This is a genomic window from Microvirgula aerodenitrificans DSM 15089, from assembly GCF_000620105.1.
Classification (GTDB): domain Bacteria; phylum Pseudomonadota; class Gammaproteobacteria; order Burkholderiales; family Aquaspirillaceae; genus Microvirgula; species Microvirgula aerodenitrificans.
In genome coordinates this window covers 79,076-98,642 of record NZ_JHVK01000011.1, presented here as the reverse complement: position 1 = coordinate 98,642, position 19,567 = coordinate 79,076, and the positions used below count along the sequence as shown (strand labels likewise).

The following is a 19,567-nucleotide window of genomic DNA, read 5'->3' as shown; positions in this document are numbered from 1 at the left end:
AACTGTGGAAGAAGTGCGTCCAGACGAAAAAACCCGCGTGCGACCCCTGTCGCACGCGGGCGGGCATCTGACGGCGGCCTGACCCTACAGCATCTCCAGGCTGACCTGGTTCAGCACCGACTTGCGTGGCCGGTGCAGCAGGCTGTTGACGGTCTGCGTCATCTGGTCGGCGGTCATTTCCTCGGCGCCGAGCCAGACAATGCGGAAACTGGCGGTCACCACGCCGAGCGGATGGCCGGGGTGAGGGATGCCGAGCGCACTGACGGCCGCGCGCATGTGCTCGACAAACTGCTCGGCCATGGCCGGCGAACTGGCAGAGAACAGCATGCTGAACTGCTCCGATCCGGTCTGCAGCATGGTGTCGCTGGCGCGGCGCAGCCGTACCTGGACGACATGGGTGATGGCGCGCAGGGCCTTGTCGATGGTTTCCGGGCCGTTCAGATGGCTGAATGCCTTGAAGTTGTCGATCTCGACCACGCAGAACGCCAGCGGGTCGGCCCGGTGGTGGCGGGCCAGCGCTGCATCGAAAGCCGGGCCGACATGGCAGCGGTTGAAGGCATGCCCGAGCTCGTCGATCACCGAGCGGTTGCGGCCGGCGGCCTTGGCGTCGTACAGCAGGGTGTCGACGGTGGCGTAGATCTGGTCAGCCCCGAGCCGCTGCTCGTCATGCGCATTCCACCAGACCGTGCCAAAGCTGGCGGTGACGATGCCGGGCGGGTTGCAGGCGTGCGGAATGGCCAGGTCGGTGACGACCTGCTGCAGCTGGGCGACAAAGGCGCAGGCCTTGTCGGCCGATTCGGCCGAGAACAGCACGCCGAATTCCTCTCCGCCAAGCCGGGACAGGCTGTCGCTGGTGCGGCGCAGTTTGCCGCGGATCGCAGTGGCCACTTCGCGCAGCACGGTATCCCCGGCCGGATGGCCATAGAAGTCGTTGTAGGCCTTGAAGTTGTCGAGATCGAACAGGCACAGCGCCAGTGGCGCATCGCGCCGGTGCAGGCTCAGTGAAGTCTCGAACAGCTTGTTGAAATGACGCCGGTTGAAGGCGCCGGTCAGCTCGTCGATGGCCACCAGCTGCTTGAGCCGCCGGTTGGTCAGTTCGAGCAGGTCGATGCGTTCGAGCAACTGCTCCTGTTCGTCATTGAGGGCCTGACAGCGGGCACGCAGCTTCTGAATCACCAGATTCGGATTGGCGTAGTAATACGACGGGGGCTTCGAGCCGTTGTTTTCCATGACCTTCGTAACCTTCATGACCTTCCCTTGTCAGCAATGCCGCGAAGCGCTGCAACGCGCGGGCATCGCAAAAACCGGGGCGACTGGAGGAATGACCGCAGCAGCGGAATAAATTCCGGTTGTGGCTGCACCATGCTATCTGTTTACCGTAATCCGAATGTTTGCCGGCAATGACAAAAGATTTGTCGGCGCGAAAATATCAGCCGGGATGAATCAGCCGTCCGGGTTCTTGCGGAATTCGCTCGGCGTGGTGTCGAACCGGTCGCGAAATGAAGTGGCAAAATTGGCTGCACTGGAAAAACCGACTTCCAGTGCGATTTCATGGATGCTCAGCGGCGTGGTCGACAGCAGCTGGCGGGCGCGGCACAGGCGTTCCTCGCGCAGATACTCGAATACCGACTTGCCGGTATGGGTGCGGAACGCGTTGGACAGCTTTTTTTCGTAGGTACCGATATGGCGTGAAATGTCTTCCAGGCTGATCGGCCTGGCGATATTTTCCGCCATGTATTTCATGGCCGCGCGGACGATGACCAGATCGTGGCTGGTGATGTCCGGCTCTTCGATCACCGCCTGCGGGGCGGTCCCGGTGGCCAGCTGCAGGTGAATGCGGATGCGTGCCAGCACTTCTTGTGGCAGTCCGGCCAGTGCCCCGGGGCCGGACAGTGGTCCGTGGCGATCGAGAAATTCCCGGCTGCACACCGGTACCGCCGCGCCCGGCAGCAGGCGCGTGCTGCGATAGCCGCGCCACTGGCCGCTGCCGAACCGTACCGACAGATCGGCCGCGTCGCTGAGGTAATTGCGGTGGTGGGCATAGAGAATGTTCAGGTCCAGCCCCGGGTGGGCGGCAAGGAAGGACGGCAGGCGCGGCACCAGCCAGCCCAGCCCGAACAGCGGAATTACGCTGAGGGTGATCTGTCGCGTGCTGGCGCTGTCCAGCACCTGTCCGGTCGCCCCGCGCAGCAGGGTAAAGGCCGAGCGGATGGCCCGGTAGTACTCGCCGCCGGCTTCGGTCAGTACCAGCTTGCGGCCCTGACGCTCGGTCAGCGGTGTCTGCAGGAATTCTTCCAGCAGGCGCAGTTGATGACTGACCGCCGAGGCGGTGATGCCCAGTTCGCGAGCAGCGGCAGTGACGGTATCGAGCCGGGCAAAGGCCTCGAAGGTGCGCAGTGCCCGCAGCGGGGGATCGTTCTGATAATCGGGAGTTGTTTCCATTTTGATATGTGAAATTAATTCATTATTTGAATAATATCTCAATATCAGAAAAATGGCGATGATTTGTATCTTGATGATAAAAAGCGATAAATTGCTTTCTGAATAAATCGAATCAGCTTATTCGTAATCATTATTTGTCAGTTCGTGAAGTGGTTATTTAATATTTTTCAACATTAACGGCAGTAGCCCATCACGACTGGATCTCCCATGACACGTTTTCTTCGCACCTTTTCTGCCGTCACGCTGGCGGTACTTGGCATCGCTTCGGCCGCCCACGCGGCCGGCCAGGAAGTCAGGATCGGCTTTGCCGGCCCGCTGACCGGTCCGTCCGGCCGGATCGGCAAGGATCTGGAAAACGGCGCCCGGCTGGCCATTGACGATGCCAATCGCGCCCGGCCGGTGATTGGCGGGCGGGCGGTGACGTTCACCCTGGTGCCGGAAGATGACCAGTCCGATCCGCGCACGGCCGTGACGGTTGCCCAGCGGCTGGTCGATGCCGGCGTGGTCGGCGTGGTTGGTCACTGGAATACCGGCACCAGCATCCCGGCATCGCGCATTTATCGCGACGCCGGCATTCCGGAAATCGCCCCGGCCTCGACCGGCCACCAGTACACCCGACAGGGCTATGCCACGGCTTTTCGCGCCATGGGCCACGATGACGTCGGCGGCAGCCATACCGGCCGCTATGCGGTGCAGGCACTGAAGGCCGGACGCATCGTGGTTATCGACGACCGCACCTCGTTTGGCGCCGGACTGGCCGATCAGTTCATCAAGGGGGTGCAGGCCGCTGGCGGCCATGTGCTCGGGCGCGAGTACGTGAACGACAAGACTACCGACTTCAGCGCGGTGCTGACCTCGGTCAAGGGCAAGAAGGCCGATCTGGTGTTCTTCGGCGGGCTGGATGCACAGGCGGCGCCGATCGCCCGTCGCATGAAGCAGCTGGGTATCCAGGCCACGCTGCTGGGCGCCGGCGGCTTTGTCAGTCAGACCTTCCTCAAGCTCGCCGGTCCTGACGGCGAAGGCGTGACGGCGCTGGAGCCCGGTTTGCCGATAGCGCGCATGCCCGGCGGCAAGGCGTTCGAGAGCGCCTACCGCGCCCGTTTCCACACGCCGATCGAGCTGCATGCACCGTTTGCCTATGACGCGACGCGGACACTGATCGCGGCAATGCAGGCAGCCAACTCCACCGAGCCGGCCAAATACCTGCCGGCGCTGAAGAAGGTGAACTACGCCGGCGTGACCGGCCGGATCGCCTTCGACCGGGAAGGCAATCTGCTCGACCCGGCCTTTACCCTCTACCAGGTGCGCAACGGGGCCTGGGTCCCGGTGTCCACCGTGGGCGGTGCCAGAACGGCCGCCCGTTGATCACCCATGTCAAAGGAAGCGCAAATGAGTCATGACCCGGAACTCGGCATCCTCGCCCGGCGCCGCATCGAGGCGGAAATCATCAAGCCGATCTATGAAATCCTCAAGCGCGACTTCGGTGCCGGGCGGGCGCAGGCGGTCATCGGCGAGGCGGTCGGCCAGGCCGCCGTGGCCGCCGGCCGCGAGTTCGCCGCACAGGAACCGGACGGCACCAGCGTCGAGAGTTTCGTCGCCCTGCAGCGGTTGTGGGAGAAGGACGACGCGCTGCAGGTCGAAGTCCTGGCCAGCGATCATGAGCGCTATCACTACGACGTGACCCGCTGCCGCTATGCGGAGATGTACCAGCAGATGGGCCTGGCCGAGATCGGCCATCTGCTGTCCTGTAACCGCGACAGCGAATTCATCGTCGGCTATGCGCCGCAGGTGAAGCTCGAACGCAGCAGCACCATCATGAGTGGCAAGCCGCGCTGTGACTTCCGCTATGCGCTGAAGCACGACGACGGGGAGCCGGCATGAGCAACGACAACTTCGATCACGTCCGCATCGACGGCGCCAGACTGTGGCAGTCGCTGGCCGGGATGGCGCGCATCGGCGCGACCGAACGCGGCGGGGTGTGCCGGCTGGCGCTGACCGACCTGGACCGGCAAAGCCGTGACCTGTTCGTCGACTGGGCGCGCGCCGCCGGCTGTGACATCCGCGTCGACCGGATCGGCAATGTGTTTGCCCGCCGCGCCGGCCGCGATGATCGGCTGGCGCCCGTGCTGACCGGCTCGCATGGTGATACCCAGCCGACCGGCGGGCGTTTCGACGGCATCTACGGCGTGCTGGGCGGACTGGAAGTGCTGCGCACGCTGGACGATCACGGCATTCGTACCGACCGGCCGCTCGAAGTGGCGTTGTGGACCAATGAAGAAGGCTCGCGCTTTGCGCCGGCCATGATCGGCTCGGCGGTCTTTACCGGTGCGTCGACACTCGATTACGGGCTGTCGCGCCAGGATGCCGACGGGCTGAGCCTCGGCGACGAACTGGCACGGATCGGCTATGCCGGCGACGAGGCCCCCGGCCATCCGCTGCACGCCGCGTTCGAGCTGCATATCGAGCAGGGACCGATCCTCGAAGCCGCCGGCCGCACCATCGGCGTGGTGACCGGTGCCCAGGGCCAGCGCTGGTACGAGATTACGTTTACCGGCGTCGACTCGCATGCCGGTACCACGCCAATGGAGGTGCGCCGTGACGCGCTGGTCGGACTGGCCGAACTGGTGCTGTTCGTCAACCGCCTTGGCCACGCCGGTGCGCCGCAGGCGCGCGCCACCGTCGGCCGGGTTGAAGTCGGCCCCAACTCGCGCAATGTCATCCCCGGCCATGCGTGGCTGACGGTCGAGTTTCGCCATCCGGACGAGGCGATACTGGAGGAAATGGATGCCGCACTGCGTGCCGAGGTCGCGCGCATCGCCGCCGCCGCCGGGCTGCAATCCCGGCTGGAGGCAATTTTCCACTATGCGCCGGTGCCGTTTGATCCGGCTTGCGTGGCGGCGGTCAGGACGGCGGCGACCGAACTCGGCTATTCCCGTCAGGATATCGTGTCCGGCGCCGGCCACGATGCCTGCCATCTGGCGCGCAGCGTGCCGACTGCGATGATCTTCGTGCCATGCATCGACGGGCTGAGCCACAACGAGGCCGAAGACATCACGCCGGCCTGGGCTGAAGCCGGGGCCAATGTGCTGTTGCGGGTGATGCTGGCGGCAGCCTCCGTCGACCGGAACGGGAGCGTGGTCTGAGCTTGTCTTTGCACGGTTTGTGACATGGACATGATATGCAATTTAATTAATTAAATTTGCAATTCGTCATCGTCACTCACGCGCCTGCCCGTTCCCGGGCGCGGGGCCCGTGCAAAGGATTTCTCTTGTTTACCGACATCATCAAAGGCGCCCAGCGCGGGCTGCTGGTGCCCGCCGTCTTCGGCCAGGTGGCCACGCTGCACCGGCACAACCATGACCGCGAAACCGGGCTGGCCATACTGGCGCTGGTTCGCCGGCTGGCACGCGAGGCACAAGCCAGCGGCGCAGGCGGACTGGTTGCGGCGTTCTCGCCCGCCTTGTGGGGACACTGGCACGATCGTCGCATTCCGGTCCGGCGCGAGGTGCTGAACGGCTCGCCGAAGCTGCGGGATACCGGCGGTGATGTGACGTGGCCGCGCGCCTGCGGCGGCTGGCGGTGCGCGCTTCCACATGACTGCGCCGTTGTGTGCCGGCGTATCGAACACCATCGACGCGCTGTTTGCGATCAAGAAACTGGTGTTCGATCCGGCCAGTGCAATCACCTCGCTGCCCGAACTGCTCGACTGTCTGATCAACGACTGGGGCTACGCGATGATCGGGCCGTACCAGAACACGCTGATGGGCCAGGCCGAGCTGGCCGAACAGGCGAAGCGCTATCGGGAATGGCGCGATATTGCCCTGCAACTGCCGAAGTGGGGCAGCGGCCACGCCGAGGTCGATGCGCTCGGTGAATGGTTCATGGACCGGCTGGTGACGCTGTGCGTCGACACGCTGCGTGGTCCGCACCCGGTGCTGAAACCGGCACTCGATACGATTGCCGCCAGCTTCGGGTCGATCGAGTTTGTGGCGACGCCGGGTATCGGCACCTTCGAGGGCTATGTCGGCGACGGACTCGATTGCGGGGCATCGGCCGATGGCCGCCGCAACGGCATGCCGATCGCGTCCGATCTGTCGCCGACACCGTCGCCGCAGGACCTGCCACCGGCACCGGCGTTCCGCAATATCTATCAGGCGCTGCAGAGCTGGCGCGTCGACGCAATCGAATACGGCTTGTCCAATGCGTCGCCGGTGGACATGAACATTCCGGAGAACTTCCCGCTGGAAGACCTGAAACGCTTCGTCAAGGCCTACGCGCGCGGCGAGACCGGCTCCAATCTGATTACGCTGACCTGCACCGACCTTGCCACCTGCCAGGCGGCAGCACAGGACCCGGAACGCTACAACCTGGTGCGGGTGCGGATGGGGGGCTGGACCGAGTTCTACGCGGCCATGTTCCCGATGCACCAGGAACAGCACCAGCGCCGGCAGTACTTCACGCCATGACGCTGCCGTCGTCGCGACGCGCCCAGCGGGTCTTGTGGCCGAACAGGCGCCGGTTGTCGGTGAACTTGAGCTGATCGAGCGCCAGTTGCCAGATCTGCGAGGCGTGCAGTCTGGCCAGCGGGTGGCGCTCGCAGTACAGCTGCAGCGCTACGCTGCGCTCGATCTGGTCGAGCAGGGTGGCATGGGCGGTGAACTGCAGGCCGCGGATGTCGCGCAACGCCTCCGGCTGGCCGCTGATGGTGCCTGCCACCTGCGGCCGGTCGAGCATGTGCCTGCCGTGCCGGGTATCGCTGCTGCTCAGGATCAGCAGCGCGGCGCCCGGCTCGTCGAACGCATAGAAGCAACTGGCGGCCCACGGGCCGTCGTCACCACAGGTGGCGAGGCTGAGCACATGGTGGCCGATGATGAAATCGCGGATCGGGGCGGGCAGGGGCTGCATGGCGGGGGTCGACTGGCGAAAGAAGAAATGAAGAAAAAAGAAGAGAGGCCCGTGCGCACCGGCGCCATGCTGGCCGCCGGCGTGCGGACCAGGGTCAGAACAGGATAGACCAGTAGTGCGAGAACGGCATGACCAGAAACAGCGCCGGCAGCATGTTGGCGACCGGGAACACCTTGATACCGCAGATGCGCAGGCCGGTGGCCAGCATGATCATCCCGCCGACCGACGAGAAGTCGTTCATCATGTCCGGCGTAGTCAGGGGCAGGATCATGGCTGCGCCCAATGCCAGGCCAACCTGGATCACCAGTTGCGGAATGGCAATGGTGGCAACCGAGTAGCCGAGCGACGTCGCAAAGATGGCCGCGGTGAACAGGTCGAGAATGGTCTTCACATACAGGATCGACGCGTCACCGGTCATGCCTTCGTGCATGGCGCCGAAAATGCCGGTGCCGCTGGCGCAGAACATGACCAGGATGGCGACGAACTTGAGCACGAACTCTTCCTGGCTCAGCCCCTCGCGCGGCGGGAAGAACTTGTCGACGATATTGCGGGCCCCGGCGCCCACCCGACCAATGGCGGCCTCCAGGCAGCAGAGCTCGCCGAGCACGGCACCGAGGATCAGCGCCAGGATCACTGCCGGCAGGAATTTGACCTTGACGATCAGTACGACGCCGAGGCCCATCGAGGCCAGGCCGAAGGTTTGCGGTAGTGCGGTGCGCAGCCGCTCGGGCAGCCGGGTGCCGAGGAAGGCCCCGATGGCGCCGCCGATCACGACGGCGGAACCGTTGACAAAGGGTCCGATAAGCATGATGTGCCTTTATTTTACGAAATGACCTTGAGAGGATCGTGGTGATGGCCCGGCCGCTGGCCGGTGATGCCGGCCGGCGCGATGTCCTCGCCCCAGCGCGGCAGCGCATCCAGGTCCAGGCCAAACAGATCGAGGGCACGCCCGACGCTGTGGCTGATGATGTCGTCCAGCGTCTCCGGACGCTGGTACAGCGCGGGGACCGGCGGGAAAACGATCCCGCCCATTTCCGTGACCAGTTGCATATTGCGCAGGTGGCCAAGATTGAGCGGCGTCTCCCGCGCCATCAGCACCAGCCGGCGCCGATCCTTCAGCACCACATCCGCTGCGCGGGTCAGCAGGTTGTCCGACAGGTTGTGAGCGATGGCGCCGAGCGTGCGCATGGAACACGGCGCAACCAGCATCCCCAGCGTGATGAATGAGCCACTGGCAATCGAGGCACCGAGGTTCTCCAGCGGATGGACCACGTCGGCCATCTGCAAGACATCCTCCCGGCTGTAATCCGTCTCGAGCCTGCGGGTCATTTCCGCGCCTTTGGAAATCACCAGATGGACTTCGATGTCCAGTGATTTGAGCATCTGCAGGGCTTTGACGCCGTACTGGAAACCGGTCGCTCCGCTGATACCGATGATGATGCGTCGTGTACTCATGACGGCTCCTTACTTGAAGTCGGGCAGGAAGCGTGTCACATCGACTTCCTTGAACTGCGAACGCTGGAAGCGGCTCTTGAGATGGAACGGCACGGTGCAGTCGAAGATGGTCTTGCACGAGATGCCGTGGGCGCTGATGCTCGGGCTGAAGGCCGGATCCTGCGACGGATCAAGCGGATGGCAGCGCACGCCGGGGATGAATATCGTGCTGACATCACCCTGGTAGCGGGTCTGCATTGCCCACAGCACGTCATTGGTGTCGAACAGGTCGACATCTTCATCGACCAGCATCACGTGCTTCAGCTCCGGGAAGGCAGAGAAGGCCAGCAGCGCGGCCTGGCGCTGGCGACCCTCGTCGCTTTCCACCGTTTTCCTGAACTGCAGCACGGCCAGGTACTTGCCACCGCCCGAGCTGTGCGCATAGACATTCAGCAGTTTGCCCGGCATGGCGCTTTCGACCATGCCGAGAATGCTGGCCTCGGTCGGGATGCCGGCCATGCTGACGTGTTCCTCGCTCGGGCCGATGGTGGTCTGCAGGATCGGGTTGCGACGGTGGGTGACCGACTTGACCTTGATCACCGGCACTGCCGGCTTGGCTTCGCCGGTGTAGCCGGGGAATTCCGGCATTGCCTTGCCGGTATTGGTATTCTGGTCCTCGCGAACGCGCACGTTCGGCAGCAATTCGCCTTCAATCACCACTTCGGCATGTGCAATGGCGCGGGCATTGACCGTCAGGCATTCGACCAGTTCGACCGGACGGCCGCGAATTGCGCCGGCAACCGTCAGTTCATCGAAACCCAGCGGCGTCGTCGGCGGCTCGAAGCAGGCACCGATTTCAATGGCAGGATCGACGCCGAGGCTGATCGAGATCGGCAGCGGCTTGCCGGCGGCCTCGGCCTTCTGGCGGAACGCGTCCAGGTGACGACCGGGCACGAAGTACATCGAGATTTCGTCGCGACCCTGTATGCACAGGCGATGGATGGTGACATCCGACTCGCCGGTTTCCGGATCGGACGCATAGCACATGCCCATGGTGAAGTACGGACCGGCATCTTCTTCGGTGTTCGTCGGGGCCGGCAGCAGTGTGCGCAGGTCAAAATCGGCATCGCTGGCCAGATGCACCACTTCCTGACACACGGCTTTGTCGCGGCTGATCACCACCGGCGGAATCGGATTCTGTACCGACTTCATCAGCAGGCGTCCCAGCTCCGCCGGCGGGCAATCCAGTAGTTGGCCAACGCGTTCCCGCGAGGCCAGCAGGCCGATAGCGACACGGAAGTTGTCAAAGCCCTTGATCTTGTTGAACACCATCGCCGGACCTTTTCGGGTCGGACGCATGCAGGTGCCGCCGGCACCGACATGACGATAGACACCCGACAGCTCGGCTTCGGGGTCGACTTCGACATCGGTGGTGACCAGCTCGCCGGGCAGGCCTTGCAGTAATGCAAGTGCGGAGCGCAAATCATGTACCGGGCTGTTTTTTCTCGGGCTGGACGAATCAGGCATGGATCCACCTTTCAGATAAAGGGTTGGTTGATTTATTCGTCGGCAAATATATTCCAGAGGTGAATATCATCAAAATACTATTTTGGTTGGTCAATCCATACCGAAACGGTAATGCTATTGAAGTTACTGATTTGATCTGGGTCAATATTCAAATGCCGGGTGATTAACACAATATGTCGGCGAAATAGGCCGGACAGGATACGTGGCAGGATGTGCACCAGAAGGCCGTTCGTGGCAGGGGAAAATTAATAGTTTGCCCTGCCACGGAAAATCAAATGGTCAAGCAATATAAAGGGTAATCACATGGAAAAATATAAACTGGCACTGGCAGTAATCAGTCTGCCGTTACTGGCTCACACCGCAACGGGCGGTGAAATTCTGCATGTCAATAATTATCAGGATGATGGCAGTGAAGGCACGCTGCGCTGGGCTATCGAAAAGAATAACCAGAATCCGGGAAATCACACGATCGCCATCGATGCGGTCGGCAAGGCGCCGTATGTCATTACCGTCAAGTCGCCGCTGCCACCGGTCAAGGGCCCGGTGACGATTGCCGGCAGCGACTGGAGCCGCAATGGCACCTATGTGGCCATCGACGGTGCCGGCTATATCGGCCAGGGACCCCATGCGTGCCCGGGGGCCGTTGCCGGCCAGTTCGGCGCCAATGTCCGCACCACGACCTCGCCCGGCCTGGTGCTGCGCGATACCCAGGGGGTGGATATCAGCGGGGTGGAAATCCGCAACTTTTGTATTGGTGTGCTGATCAATCGTGCCAGCGGCAACGTGATCCATGATAACCGCATCGTTGGCAACCACGGTGGCGCCGGCATCATGATCACCGGTGATGACGGCAAGGGAAATTCCACTGCCACCACGACCGTGCACAACAAGATTCTGCGCAACGAGTTCATCAATAATGGCGATGCGATGGAAATGACCCGTGGCGCAGCGTTCAACCTGATCGCTGACAACCGCGTCACCACCGATGCCAGCAATGAGGAGCCGTCGCAGGGGATCGAAATCCTGTGGGGCAACGACAACTTTGTCGTGCGCAACCACTTCTCCGGCTACTCCGACGGCGTGCAGTTGAACTGGGGCAACCGCAACTACATCGCGGCCAACACCTTCACCGGCATTTCGTCGGCGGTCACCCTCAGCGGGACCGGCAATATCGTCGACGGCAACATCATGACCGGCAACCGCGTCGCGGTATCGGTGCGCCCGCAGGGCTCGCCGAATGCAGACGGCACGCCGGGCATCAATCGCATTTCCGGTCCGGCGCTGAACCGCATCACCGGCAACTCGATGTGGAATAACGGCAAGGATATCAAGCGCTGCTTCGCCGGCGGTGCCTGCCTGCCGCAGCACAAGGGCGCGATCGTGTTCGGCGTACCGGGGCTGGAGCACGCCGTGTTCAGCGGCAACCGTGGTGGTGGCGTCGAGTCCGATCCGGCCAAACTGGAGAAAATCTGTGCTGATGGTGTCACCGGCAACTGCGAACCGATGCCGAACCACAATCAGCCTGCACCGCAACTGCTGTCTGCCAGGCGAGCCGGCGACGAGGTCCGGGTCAGCGGCCGCTTCACCGGCCAGGCCAATACCTTGTCGCGCATCGAACTGTTTGCCAACAGTGATCGCCGTTCGGATGAAGCCGAACAGTATCTGGGCTTCGTCTCCGCGCCGGTCGACGGCAACGGTAACGGCAACTTCTCCTTTGTTGTCGATGGCCGGCACGTCGCCAACTTCACCGCCACCGTGACCACTGTCGATGGTGCCACCTCCATGCTCAGCAAGCCGCTGGCACTGGGTAAATAAGCCGTTCCGGACCGGTGCCGATGGCGGTTTCCCGCCTGCGGCCCCGGTCCGGGCATCAAGGGTCCGGGGTATCGATAATGACAAAAACACAATGGCAACTGGCGCTTGCCGCTTGCGGCATGAGCCTGGTCGCAGCGGCGCAGGCCGACACGATGATCTATGGCCGCATCCATGCTGATATCGAGAGCACGGTCAGCGGCGCACGTGGCGCCAGGGCGACCACCAGGGTACAGAACAACGCCTCGCGGGTCGGCTTCAAGGGGACGGAAGACCTCGGTGACGGGCTGAGTGCGATCTGGCAGGTTGAGTCGGGTGTCGCCATCGACGATGGCAGCAGCGGCGGCTCCAATCAGTGGGCGGGGCGCGAAAGCTTTGTCGGCCTGAGCTCGAAGACCCTCGGCACGCTCAAGCTCGGCAGTTTCCTGGTACCGCTGGATGACCTGCACGGCATTGCCGGCAACATGTTCCAGTACGTCAGCGGCATTTCCAACGATGCAGCGTTGTGGCTGAACGGCGGCAATCTCGCCACCGGCGGTTTTGACATCCGTGGCGCCAATTCGATCAGCTACCAGACGCCGGAGATCAACGGCTTCACCTCGCGCATCCAGCATTCGCTGACCAGCGGCGCTGGCGGCGCCGAATCCACCAGCCATGGTGGTGCCACAGTCACCTCCGGTGACATTGTTTACAAGAGCGGGCCGCTGTCGGTCGCCTACGGCATCCAGGCGAACCGCAGCATGTCGCGAACATCGTCCGGTTTTTACGACAATGCGCTGGCGAATATGCTGGTAGCTGGCTACAGCTTCGGCGACCTCTATCTGGCCGGCCTGATCGAGCATGACACGATGGAGAACATCAACCGCAGCGGTGACCGTCGCAACCGCAACTACGCCAGCCTGACCGCCAGCTACACACTGGGTCGCAATGTGTTCACCGTGCTGGGCGGCAAGGCCGGATCGTGGACCGGCGACGCGGGAGTGGACAACAGTGGCGCGACCATGGGCACCGTGGCTTACAACCATGTGCTGAGCAAGACCACGCAGGTCTATGTGCTGTATACCGCGCTGCGCAACGACAGCAACGGCACCTATGTGCTGGGTGGCAGTCCGGCCTTGACGCCCCAGGCCAGAAATCAGCATTCACTGGCCCTCGGCATGTGGAAGAACTTCTGATTTTCACCCGGGGTGACTGACGTACAATCCGCCCGGGGTCGCTGACCCCGGGGCATCCGGACTCAGGCACCTGCATTGAAGTCGCTTCCCTGCCATTCCCTTGCCTGCGAGAACATGCTCATGGACCTGAAAAGACTGCGTTATTTCTGTGGCATCGTCGAACAGGGCTCGATCAGCAAGGCGGCCCGCGTGCTCAGCATGGCGCAGCCGCCATTGAGCAAGCGCCTGCAGGAACTGGAAGAAGAAGTCGGTGTCGAGCTGCTGATACGCAATGGCCGGGGCATGGTGCCGACTGCGGCCGGCCTGCATTTGTACAAGCGCGCCAGTGAAGTGCTGCGTGGCATGGAAGACATCAAGCGTGAAACGATGGCCATCGGCACCAGCAAGAAAAAAGTCCTGCGCATCGGCTTGTCGTATCTGTTCAATTGCTATTTCAGACCGCTGATTCTGGCGCTGCACAAACGCCATCCCGACGTGGAACTGGAAATCTCGGTGTCGGATACCAGTGTGCTGGAAAGCATGCTGCAGAACGACCGGATCGATGTGGCGCTGGTACAGAACCCGTATCGTCCGGAAGGCTATGACGCGGTCAGCCTGCCGCCGGTGCGGACCGTCGTGGTGATCAGCAAGGCGCTGATGCCGGAAGTGAATACCAGCACCTTTGCCCTGTCGGAGTTTGACCATCTGCCACTGGTAGTGGTGCGCAGGATTGGCGGTGGCGGCACGCACAGCACCATTCTGGAACAGTTGCGCACGCTGGGCGTGGTGCCGAAAACGGTGCTGCACGTGTCGGAAACCGGCTATGTGCTGGACTTGCTGAACAACGGACTGGAGGGCGTGGCCTTGCTGCCGGCGTCCGAAGTCGATCTGGCGCGACTGCCAAATTGCCATGTGGTGGATGTCTATCCGTCACCGGTGCTGTTCTTCCCGGCGGTGGTCAAGCTGACCACTGCGCCAGCCATGCCCGAGCTGATGGACATCATCAAGGCCGGCTACCCGTTTCCCGGGTCGCCCTCCGCCGGCGGCTGAGACCGGCAGGGAATTCCCGAGCGTATTCCCGAATTGAAAGACTCACCGGACTCGCGCGTTGCGATCAATACAGGGGAAACCGTCAGGTGCCTCTCGCCGCCGCATGGCCCGGTCAATCAGGACACTGTAATGACAATCAATAAACGATTGCTGCTGAATGTATTCGTGGCACTGACCGCCATGCTGTTGCTTGGCGCATATGGGCTGGTGCAGCTGAATCAGGCACAGGGCCGGTTCGATTATGTGCATACCAGGATGCTGCCCAGCCTGTCGGCAATGAGCGAAGCCCGGCACGCGCTGACCGACATGCGTCTCGCCACCTACGGCCACCTGATGGTGGCCGCGCCCGCCGAAAAGGCCGGCTACGAAGTCAGGCTGAAACAGGCGGACCGGCATTTCGAGCAGGTGCTGGGAAAATACCGGGACGGTAATGCCGTCGATGCGCGTGACCAGCTGCTGCTGGACCACGAACAGGACAGCTTCACCACCTACCGTAACGAGCGCGAAAAATTCCTGGCCTTGTCGCGTGCGGGGCAATACGCCGCCGCCCGTGCCCTGCTGCTGAGTGGTTCGTTTTTCAATGCCGCCAGGCAACTGAATCAGGCGCTGGACGATCACAGTGCCTATACCCGGCAACTGGTGGAGAACGTGACCAGCCGCAACGATGCTGCCTATGCGGCTGCGGTCGGCTGGTCAGTGCTGACCATCGTCATTGCCTTTGTGCTGTCGGGGCTGCTGTTCAGCCGGCTGGTGCATGTCATCCGCGAAGGACTGAACGGCATGCAAAGTGCGATGGAAGAGATCGATCAGTCGCTGGACTTCACCCGTCGTGCGGCGGTGCTGCGTCAGGATGAAATCGGTCGTACTGCCCAGGCGTTCAATCGTCTGCTATCCCGGGTGCAGGCCAATCTCGGCAGCATGCTGACGGAAGCAACCGATGTGGCCGTGGCCTCGCATGAGCTGGCGCAGACCGCCGAACAGGTGTCGGTGGCGGCGGCAGCGCAAAGTGAAGCGTCCGCGCATATGGCCGCCACCGTCGAGCAGATGACCGTCAGCGTCAACCACGTTGCCGAGAGGGCGCAGGAAACGCTGGCGCTGGCCGACGAGGGCGGGCGCATGGCGGAGCAGGGTTCGGCCGTGATCTCGCAAACCATCCGGGACATCCATGAGATCTCGCGCGTGGTCGAGGTGGCCGGTACCAGCATCCGCGAACTGGGCGAGTATGGCGCCGAGGTCGGCAGCGTGGTGCAGGTGATTCAGGATATTGCGGACCAGACCAATCTGCTGGCGCTGAACGCGGCCATCGAGGCGGCCCGGGCCGGCGAGCAGGGGCGCGGTTTTGCCGTAGTGGCCGACGAGGTGCGCAAGCTGGCCGAGCGCACATCGAAATCGACCCATGAAATCGCCGGTACCATCGGCAAGATGCGCAGCCATTCCGCGCTGGTGACCGGGCAGATGCAGTCGGTCATGCAACTGGCAACTGCCGGCGTCGAGCATGCCGATGCTGCCGATCTCGCCATTCAGCGTATCGGCAACACCGCACAGGGCACAGCCAGCATGGTTGGCGAGATTGCCACCGCGATTCGCGAGCAGGGGATGGCCAGCAACAATATTGCCGTTCAGGTCGAGCACACCGCACACAGCTCGGAAGAGTCCAGCTCGTCTGCGCAACAGACCGCCCGGAGTGCGGAACGGCTGGACGAACTGGCGCGCCGCCAGATCGCTACCCTGAACCAATACACCCTGCAGGCGGGGTGAGGCGGAATACCTGGCTCAGTCGCGCCGCATCGGCACGAAGCGGACGCCGTTGCGTTCGGTCTCCGGGCCGCTGACACAGAAGCCGAAGCGCTCGTAGACCGGCACCGCATGCAGCGACGAGTTGACGGTGAAGGCGCCGTACTCGCCCGGGCGGCGTGCCTCCGCGAGCGCATGCTCCCACAGGGCACGGGCGATGCCGCGCCGGTGCTCGTCGGGGGACACGAACAGGTGGTGAACGTGAGTGCGGTCGCGCAGCGCGATCACGCCGCGCAGGGTGTCGCCGCGGGTGGCGGTGTAGTAGCGGAAAGCCGGGTCTGCAATCAGGGCGGCAATCGAGGACGGATGCAGTGAATACAGGAACGGACCGACCTGCTCGTCATCCGGTGTGGCGACAAAATGGCTGGCCAGTGACCGGATCAGCGCGCTGATGCTGTCGACCCGGGAAGATTCGGCAAGGCCGATGCGCAAGGTGTCCGGCATGGTTCAGATCCTGGATAAACGCCCACTGTACCAGTTTGCCCGCTGGCCACGGCGAACGGCTGCGTTCCGCGCGCCCGGCCGGGCGCGCGGTGCTGCCTAGACGGCGGCCGTATGCAGGTGCTGCGCCACGCAGGCCAGTTTCTCGCAGGTTTCGGTCCATTCCCGTTCGGGCGTGGACAGCGGCACCAGTCCGGCGCCCGCCTGCAGCCAGCAACGATTGCCGTCGCGGTACACCGAACGCAGCACCAGGGCGGCATCGGGCGCGCCATCGCTGTCGACGATCATCACGCAGCCGCTGTACAGCCCGCGCGGCTGTGCTTCGTGGCGGCGAATGCTGTCCAGTGCCTCGCGCTTGGGAATGCCCGAGGCGGTCACGGCCGGGAACAGTTTCTCGAACGCATCCCAGGCATGGCAACCGGTGGCAAGCTGGCCACGCACCCGCGATGCCAGATGCTGCACGCTGCCGCGCCGGCAGACGTCCATGAATTCGCTGACACCGAGCGAGTCGGTATCGCAGAAGGCCGACATCTCGCTCATTGCCAGCTTGACCGACACCGCATGCTCGGCAATCTCCTTGGCATCACCGAGCAGTTCGCCCTGCAGCCGTGCGTCCTCGCCGGTCTCGCCGGCCAGGGCGCGCGTGCCGGCCAGCGGCTGGGTGCTGACCTGGCCGCGGGCATCGACCTCCACCACCGTTTCCGGGCTGAAACCATAGGCCTGGAAATCGCCGTCGCGCAGCAGGAACGAGCGTGCCGGCGTGTTGGCGCGGCGTCCTGCCAGGTAGCTGGACACCATATCCAGTGATGACGGCACTTCGACTGCGCGCGACAGGATCACCTTCTGGTAGTCACCGGCCTGCATTTCACCGACGGCGGCGGATACCTGCTGTTTGAAGCGGGCTTCGGCCTCGCGGTTTTCCAGTACGCCGATCGCCTTGCCCAGGGGGGACCGGGTCGGGATGTCCCCGGCCATGACCAGGGCAGCCAGCCCGGGCAGGGCCGCGGGGTCGAGGCTGCGGATCAGGGCCAGCCCGTCGCGCAGGCGGATCTCGCTCTGCGGGATGGACAGGCGCAGCAGCGGCTCGCCGTCGCTGGTGGCATGAATGCCATAGGCCAGGTGTGCAAACTCGAACGTGGCACGGCCATAGGCCCGCCAGTCAGTGAACGGAATGTCGGCAAGCGCCTCGGCGATGCCGGCGCACGGGCGACTGCCTTCACGCGAGGTGCCGTTGCTGTGATGCACCGTTCCCCGGGCGTCGACGACCAGGCTCAGTGCCGCATCCATGCCGATACTCCACTCGCCGCGACACTCGTACAGCGTGTAGTGCCGGGTCGGCAGCTTGCCGGCCAGCCGGGCAGCCAGCTCCAGCGGCGCGCTGTTCACCCTGATCTGCTGCTCGGCGTAGCGGCGGAGAGGGGGCGCGCGGTCTGCGGCCATGGCCAGCGCGACCAGGCGCCGCCGGTCGATCTTGCCGACCGGTGTCAGCGGCCAGGCGTGGAGGGTTTCGATCTGGTCCGGCAGCATGAGGCGGCCCAGCCCGCGCGCACTCAGCGCCTGATTCAGCGCCAGACCGTCGGGTATCCGTTCCCCCGCAGGCTGCACGAAGGCGCAGATCCGCTCGCCAAGCAGCGGGTCGGGAACCGCGACCACGATCGCCGCCTGCACGCCGGGCAGTGCGCACAACTGGGACTCGATGTCGGCGATGGCGATTTTTTCGCCGCTGCGCTGGATCTGTTCCTTCAGCCGGCCTTCGACGATCAGGTTGCCATCGCCATCCCGGCGCACCAGATCGCCGGTGCGGTAGAAGCCATCGGCGGTAAAACTGAGTGCATCCTGCTCCGGCGCGCGGTAGTAGTGCCGGATGGTATACGGCCCCCGCGTCTGCAGCTCGCCGGCCATGCCCTCGTTGACCTCGCGGCCCTGCTCGTCGACGATGCGCAGCCTGTCCCGGGATGACAGCGGGCGCCCCTGGGTATGGAGAATGGTATTCAGCGGATCATCCAGCCGGGTGAAGCACAGCAGGCCTTCCGCCATGCCGAACACCTGCTGCAGGCACGCGCCGGACAGGCCGGACAGCTGCCGCGCCAGCGCCGGCGCCAGCCGCGAGCCGCCAACCTGCAGGACGCGCAGACTGGACAGGTCGCTGGTTTCCCATTCCCGTGCCTGTGCCCACAACTGTGCCAGCGGCGGCACCAGGGCCAGATGGGTGACCCGCTCGCGTGCGATCAGCGGCATGGCCACATCGCAACTGGCGGTGGCCGAAAGCACGACCGTGCCGCCGCAGGCCAGCGTTCCGAACACGCCCGGGCACGCCAGGGTGAAATTGTGGGCGGCCGGCAGCACGGCCAGGTACACGCTGTCGCTGCCCAGCGCGCACAGCGCTGCCGAGGCGGTGAAATTGTAGAAATAGTCGGCGTGGGTGCGCGGAATCAGTTTCGGCGTACCGGTCGTGCCGCCGGACAGCAGCAGCACGGCCACCTCGCCGGGCGCCGGGGCCGGCCAGCGCGCCGGTTCGCCATCGACGTCGTCGAGCGCCCGGAAGGATGACGGGCCCTGGCCGGGATCGCCATCGACAATCACCTGCAGCGCCGGGCGGGTGGCCGCGATGCTGGCTGCCAGCGGACGATAGTCGAAGCCGTGTGCCGTTGCGGGAATGAAATAGGCCGTCGGCTCGGCGAGGCGGCACAGTGCCTCGATCTCGCGCGAGCGCTGGGTCGGCATTGCCAGTACCGGGATGACGCCAAGGCGGAACAGGGCCAGGCAGACCGACACGAAGCCGATGCCGTTCGGCAGTTGCAGCATTGCGCGGTCGCCACGGCGCAGGCCGAGCCGGTGCAGGCCGGCCGCCAGTCGTTCAACCCGGTGGTCGAGCCCGGCGAAGGACAGGCGCTGCTCACCGTCGACCAACGCCGTATGGTCGCCATAGCGGCGGGCCCAGAGCGGCAGGCATTCGCCCAGTGGCGGGGGCGGGGCGTCTGGAACCGGGTAGCGTGTTTTTTCCATGG

The 19,567-nt window shown here is 63.9% G+C and carries 17 protein-coding genes; 8 read left to right on the top strand and 9 right to left on the bottom strand.

The window, feature by feature from the left end:
* Positions 1 to 84: 84 nt before the first annotated feature.
* Positions 85 to 1,248: a diguanylate cyclase domain-containing protein gene (locus Q352_RS22305; RefSeq protein ID WP_051528882.1), complete on the bottom strand. Its 1,164-nt coding sequence runs from the start codon at positions 1,246 to 1,248 to the stop codon at positions 85 to 87.
* Positions 1,249 to 1,443: 195 nt separating this feature from the next.
* A complete protein-coding gene (locus Q352_RS22300; RefSeq protein ID WP_051528881.1) occupies positions 1,444 to 2,442 on the bottom strand; it encodes a helix-turn-helix domain-containing protein in 999 nt (332 codons plus the stop codon).
* Positions 2,443 to 2,649: 207 nt separating this feature from the next.
* Between Q352_RS22300 and Q352_RS0110955 the strand changes: the two genes are divergently transcribed.
* Genes Q352_RS0110955 through Q352_RS0110945 form a run of 3 tightly spaced genes read left to right on the top strand, consistent with a single transcriptional unit; the run spans position 2,650 to position 5,585 of the window.
* Entirely contained in the window at positions 2,650 to 3,807 is a 1,158-nt protein-coding gene (locus Q352_RS0110955) for a branched-chain amino acid ABC transporter substrate-binding protein (RefSeq protein ID WP_028499381.1), read from the top strand.
* Positions 3,808 to 3,831: 24 nt separating this feature from the next.
* Positions 3,832 to 4,323, top strand: a complete 492-nt coding sequence (locus Q352_RS0110950) for an L-2-amino-thiazoline-4-carboxylic acid hydrolase (RefSeq protein WP_156952527.1) — start codon at positions 3,832 to 3,834, stop codon at positions 4,321 to 4,323.
* A complete protein-coding gene (locus Q352_RS0110945; RefSeq protein WP_028499379.1) occupies positions 4,320 to 5,585 on the top strand; it encodes a Zn-dependent hydrolase in 1,266 nt (421 codons plus the stop codon). Before Q352_RS0110950 ends, Q352_RS0110945 begins: the two co-directional genes overlap by 4 nt.
* 50 nt (positions 5,586 to 5,635) lie before the next feature.
* Here the strand turns inward: Q352_RS0110945 and Q352_RS0110940 are convergent, their stop codons facing one another.
* Positions 5,636 to 6,037, bottom strand: a complete 402-nt coding sequence (locus Q352_RS0110940; protein WP_084300079.1) for a hypothetical protein — start codon at positions 6,035 to 6,037, stop codon at positions 5,636 to 5,638.
* Here Q352_RS0110940 and Q352_RS0110935 point away from each other — a divergent pair.
* Positions 6,036 to 6,908: a pyruvate formate lyase family protein gene (locus Q352_RS0110935; RefSeq protein ID WP_084300077.1), complete on the top strand. Its 873-nt coding sequence runs from the start codon at positions 6,036 to 6,038 to the stop codon at positions 6,906 to 6,908. The genes Q352_RS0110940 and Q352_RS0110935 overlap by 2 nt on opposite strands.
* Here Q352_RS0110935 and Q352_RS0110930 read toward each other — a convergent pair.
* The 4 genes from Q352_RS0110930 to Q352_RS0110915 form a co-directional block, all read right to left on the bottom strand.
* On the bottom strand, positions 6,898 to 7,347 hold the full coding sequence (locus Q352_RS0110930; RefSeq protein ID WP_028499376.1) for a pyridoxamine 5'-phosphate oxidase family protein: 450 nt from the start codon (positions 7,345 to 7,347) through the stop codon (positions 6,898 to 6,900). The two genes, Q352_RS0110935 and Q352_RS0110930, sit on opposite strands and share 11 nt — an antisense overlap.
* Positions 7,348 to 7,441: 94 nt before the next feature.
* Positions 7,442 to 8,155 carry a DUF554 domain-containing protein gene (locus tag Q352_RS0110925; RefSeq protein WP_028499375.1) on the bottom strand — a complete coding sequence of 238 codons (714 nt, stop codon included), beginning with the start codon at positions 8,153 to 8,155 and terminating at the stop codon, positions 7,442 to 7,444.
* Between the two features lie 14 nt (positions 8,156 to 8,169).
* Positions 8,170 to 8,802, bottom strand: coding sequence for a UbiX family flavin prenyltransferase (locus Q352_RS20735; RefSeq protein WP_051528880.1), 633 nt, complete (start codon positions 8,800 to 8,802; stop codon positions 8,170 to 8,172).
* A 9-nt stretch (positions 8,803 to 8,811) separates the two neighbouring features.
* Positions 8,812 to 10,263: a UbiD family decarboxylase gene (locus tag Q352_RS0110915; protein ID WP_199905489.1), complete on the bottom strand. Its 1,452-nt coding sequence runs from the start codon at positions 10,261 to 10,263 to the stop codon at positions 8,812 to 8,814.
* A 348-nt stretch (positions 10,264 to 10,611) separates the two neighbouring features.
* Between Q352_RS0110915 and Q352_RS0110910 the strand changes: the two genes are divergently transcribed.
* From Q352_RS0110910 to Q352_RS20730, 4 genes are all read left to right on the top strand, one after another.
* The gene (locus Q352_RS0110910) at positions 10,612 to 12,123 is read left to right on the top strand and encodes a NosD domain-containing protein (protein ID WP_028499373.1); all 1,512 of its coding nucleotides are present in this window, start codon (positions 10,612 to 10,614) and stop codon (positions 12,121 to 12,123) included.
* Positions 12,124 to 12,200: 77 nt separating this feature from the next.
* Positions 12,201 to 13,295: a porin gene (locus Q352_RS0110905; protein WP_036386024.1), complete on the top strand. Its 1,095-nt coding sequence runs from the start codon at positions 12,201 to 12,203 to the stop codon at positions 13,293 to 13,295.
* Between the two features lie 120 nt (positions 13,296 to 13,415).
* Positions 13,416 to 14,324, top strand: coding sequence for a LysR family transcriptional regulator (locus Q352_RS0110900; protein WP_028499371.1), 909 nt, complete (start codon positions 13,416 to 13,418; stop codon positions 14,322 to 14,324).
* A 129-nt stretch (positions 14,325 to 14,453) separates the two neighbouring features.
* The gene (locus tag Q352_RS20730) at positions 14,454 to 16,082 is read left to right on the top strand and encodes a methyl-accepting chemotaxis protein (protein WP_084300075.1); all 1,629 of its coding nucleotides are present in this window, start codon (positions 14,454 to 14,456) and stop codon (positions 16,080 to 16,082) included.
* A 15-nt stretch (positions 16,083 to 16,097) separates the two neighbouring features.
* Here the strand turns inward: Q352_RS20730 and Q352_RS0110890 are convergent, their stop codons facing one another.
* Complete coding sequence (locus Q352_RS0110890; RefSeq protein ID WP_028499370.1) at positions 16,098 to 16,562, bottom strand: GNAT family N-acetyltransferase; 465 nt, start codon at positions 16,560 to 16,562, stop codon at positions 16,098 to 16,100.
* 96 nt (positions 16,563 to 16,658) lie between these two features.
* Positions 16,659 to 19,565, bottom strand: a complete 2,907-nt coding sequence (locus Q352_RS24295; RefSeq protein WP_051528878.1) for a salicylate synthase — start codon at positions 19,563 to 19,565, stop codon at positions 16,659 to 16,661.
* Positions 19,566 to 19,567: the final 2 nt, after the last annotated feature.

Coding starts and splice junctions, on each gene's coding strand:
- Q352_RS0110935 (WP_084300077.1), top strand. CDS start 6,036: ATGACTGCGCCGTTGTGTGCCGGCGTATCGAACACCATCGACGCGCTG.
- Q352_RS22300 (WP_051528881.1), bottom strand. CDS start 2,442: ATGGAAACAACTCCCGATTATCAGAACGATCCCCCGCTGCGGGCACTG.
- Q352_RS20735 (WP_051528880.1), bottom strand. CDS start 8,802: ATGAGTACACGACGCATCATCATCGGTATCAGCGGAGCGACCGGTTTC.
- Q352_RS0110925 (WP_028499375.1), bottom strand. CDS start 8,155: ATGCTTATCGGACCCTTTGTCAACGGTTCCGCCGTCGTGATCGGCGGC.
- Q352_RS20730 (WP_084300075.1), top strand. CDS start 14,454: ATGACAATCAATAAACGATTGCTGCTGAATGTATTCGTGGCACTGACC.
- Q352_RS0110940 (WP_084300079.1), bottom strand. CDS start 6,037: ATGTGGAAGCGCGCACCGCCAGCCGCCGCAGGCGCGCGGCCACGTCAC.
- Q352_RS0110890 (WP_028499370.1), bottom strand. CDS start 16,562: ATGCCGGACACCTTGCGCATCGGCCTTGCCGAATCTTCCCGGGTCGAC.
- Q352_RS0110910 (WP_028499373.1), top strand. CDS start 10,612: ATGGAAAAATATAAACTGGCACTGGCAGTAATCAGTCTGCCGTTACTG.
- Q352_RS0110955 (WP_028499381.1), top strand. CDS start 2,650: ATGACACGTTTTCTTCGCACCTTTTCTGCCGTCACGCTGGCGGTACTT.
- Q352_RS0110950 (WP_156952527.1), top strand. CDS start 3,832: ATGAGTCATGACCCGGAACTCGGCATCCTCGCCCGGCGCCGCATCGAG.
- Q352_RS0110945 (WP_028499379.1), top strand. CDS start 4,320: ATGAGCAACGACAACTTCGATCACGTCCGCATCGACGGCGCCAGACTG.
- Q352_RS24295 (WP_051528878.1), bottom strand. CDS start 19,565: ATGGAAAAAACACGCTACCCGGTTCCAGACGCCCCGCCCCCGCCACTG.
- Q352_RS0110900 (WP_028499371.1), top strand. CDS start 13,416: ATGGACCTGAAAAGACTGCGTTATTTCTGTGGCATCGTCGAACAGGGC.
- Q352_RS0110905 (WP_036386024.1), top strand. CDS start 12,201: ATGACAAAAACACAATGGCAACTGGCGCTTGCCGCTTGCGGCATGAGC.
- Q352_RS0110930 (WP_028499376.1), bottom strand. CDS start 7,347: ATGCAGCCCCTGCCCGCCCCGATCCGCGATTTCATCATCGGCCACCAT.
- Q352_RS22305 (WP_051528882.1), bottom strand. CDS start 1,248: ATGAAGGTTACGAAGGTCATGGAAAACAACGGCTCGAAGCCCCCGTCG.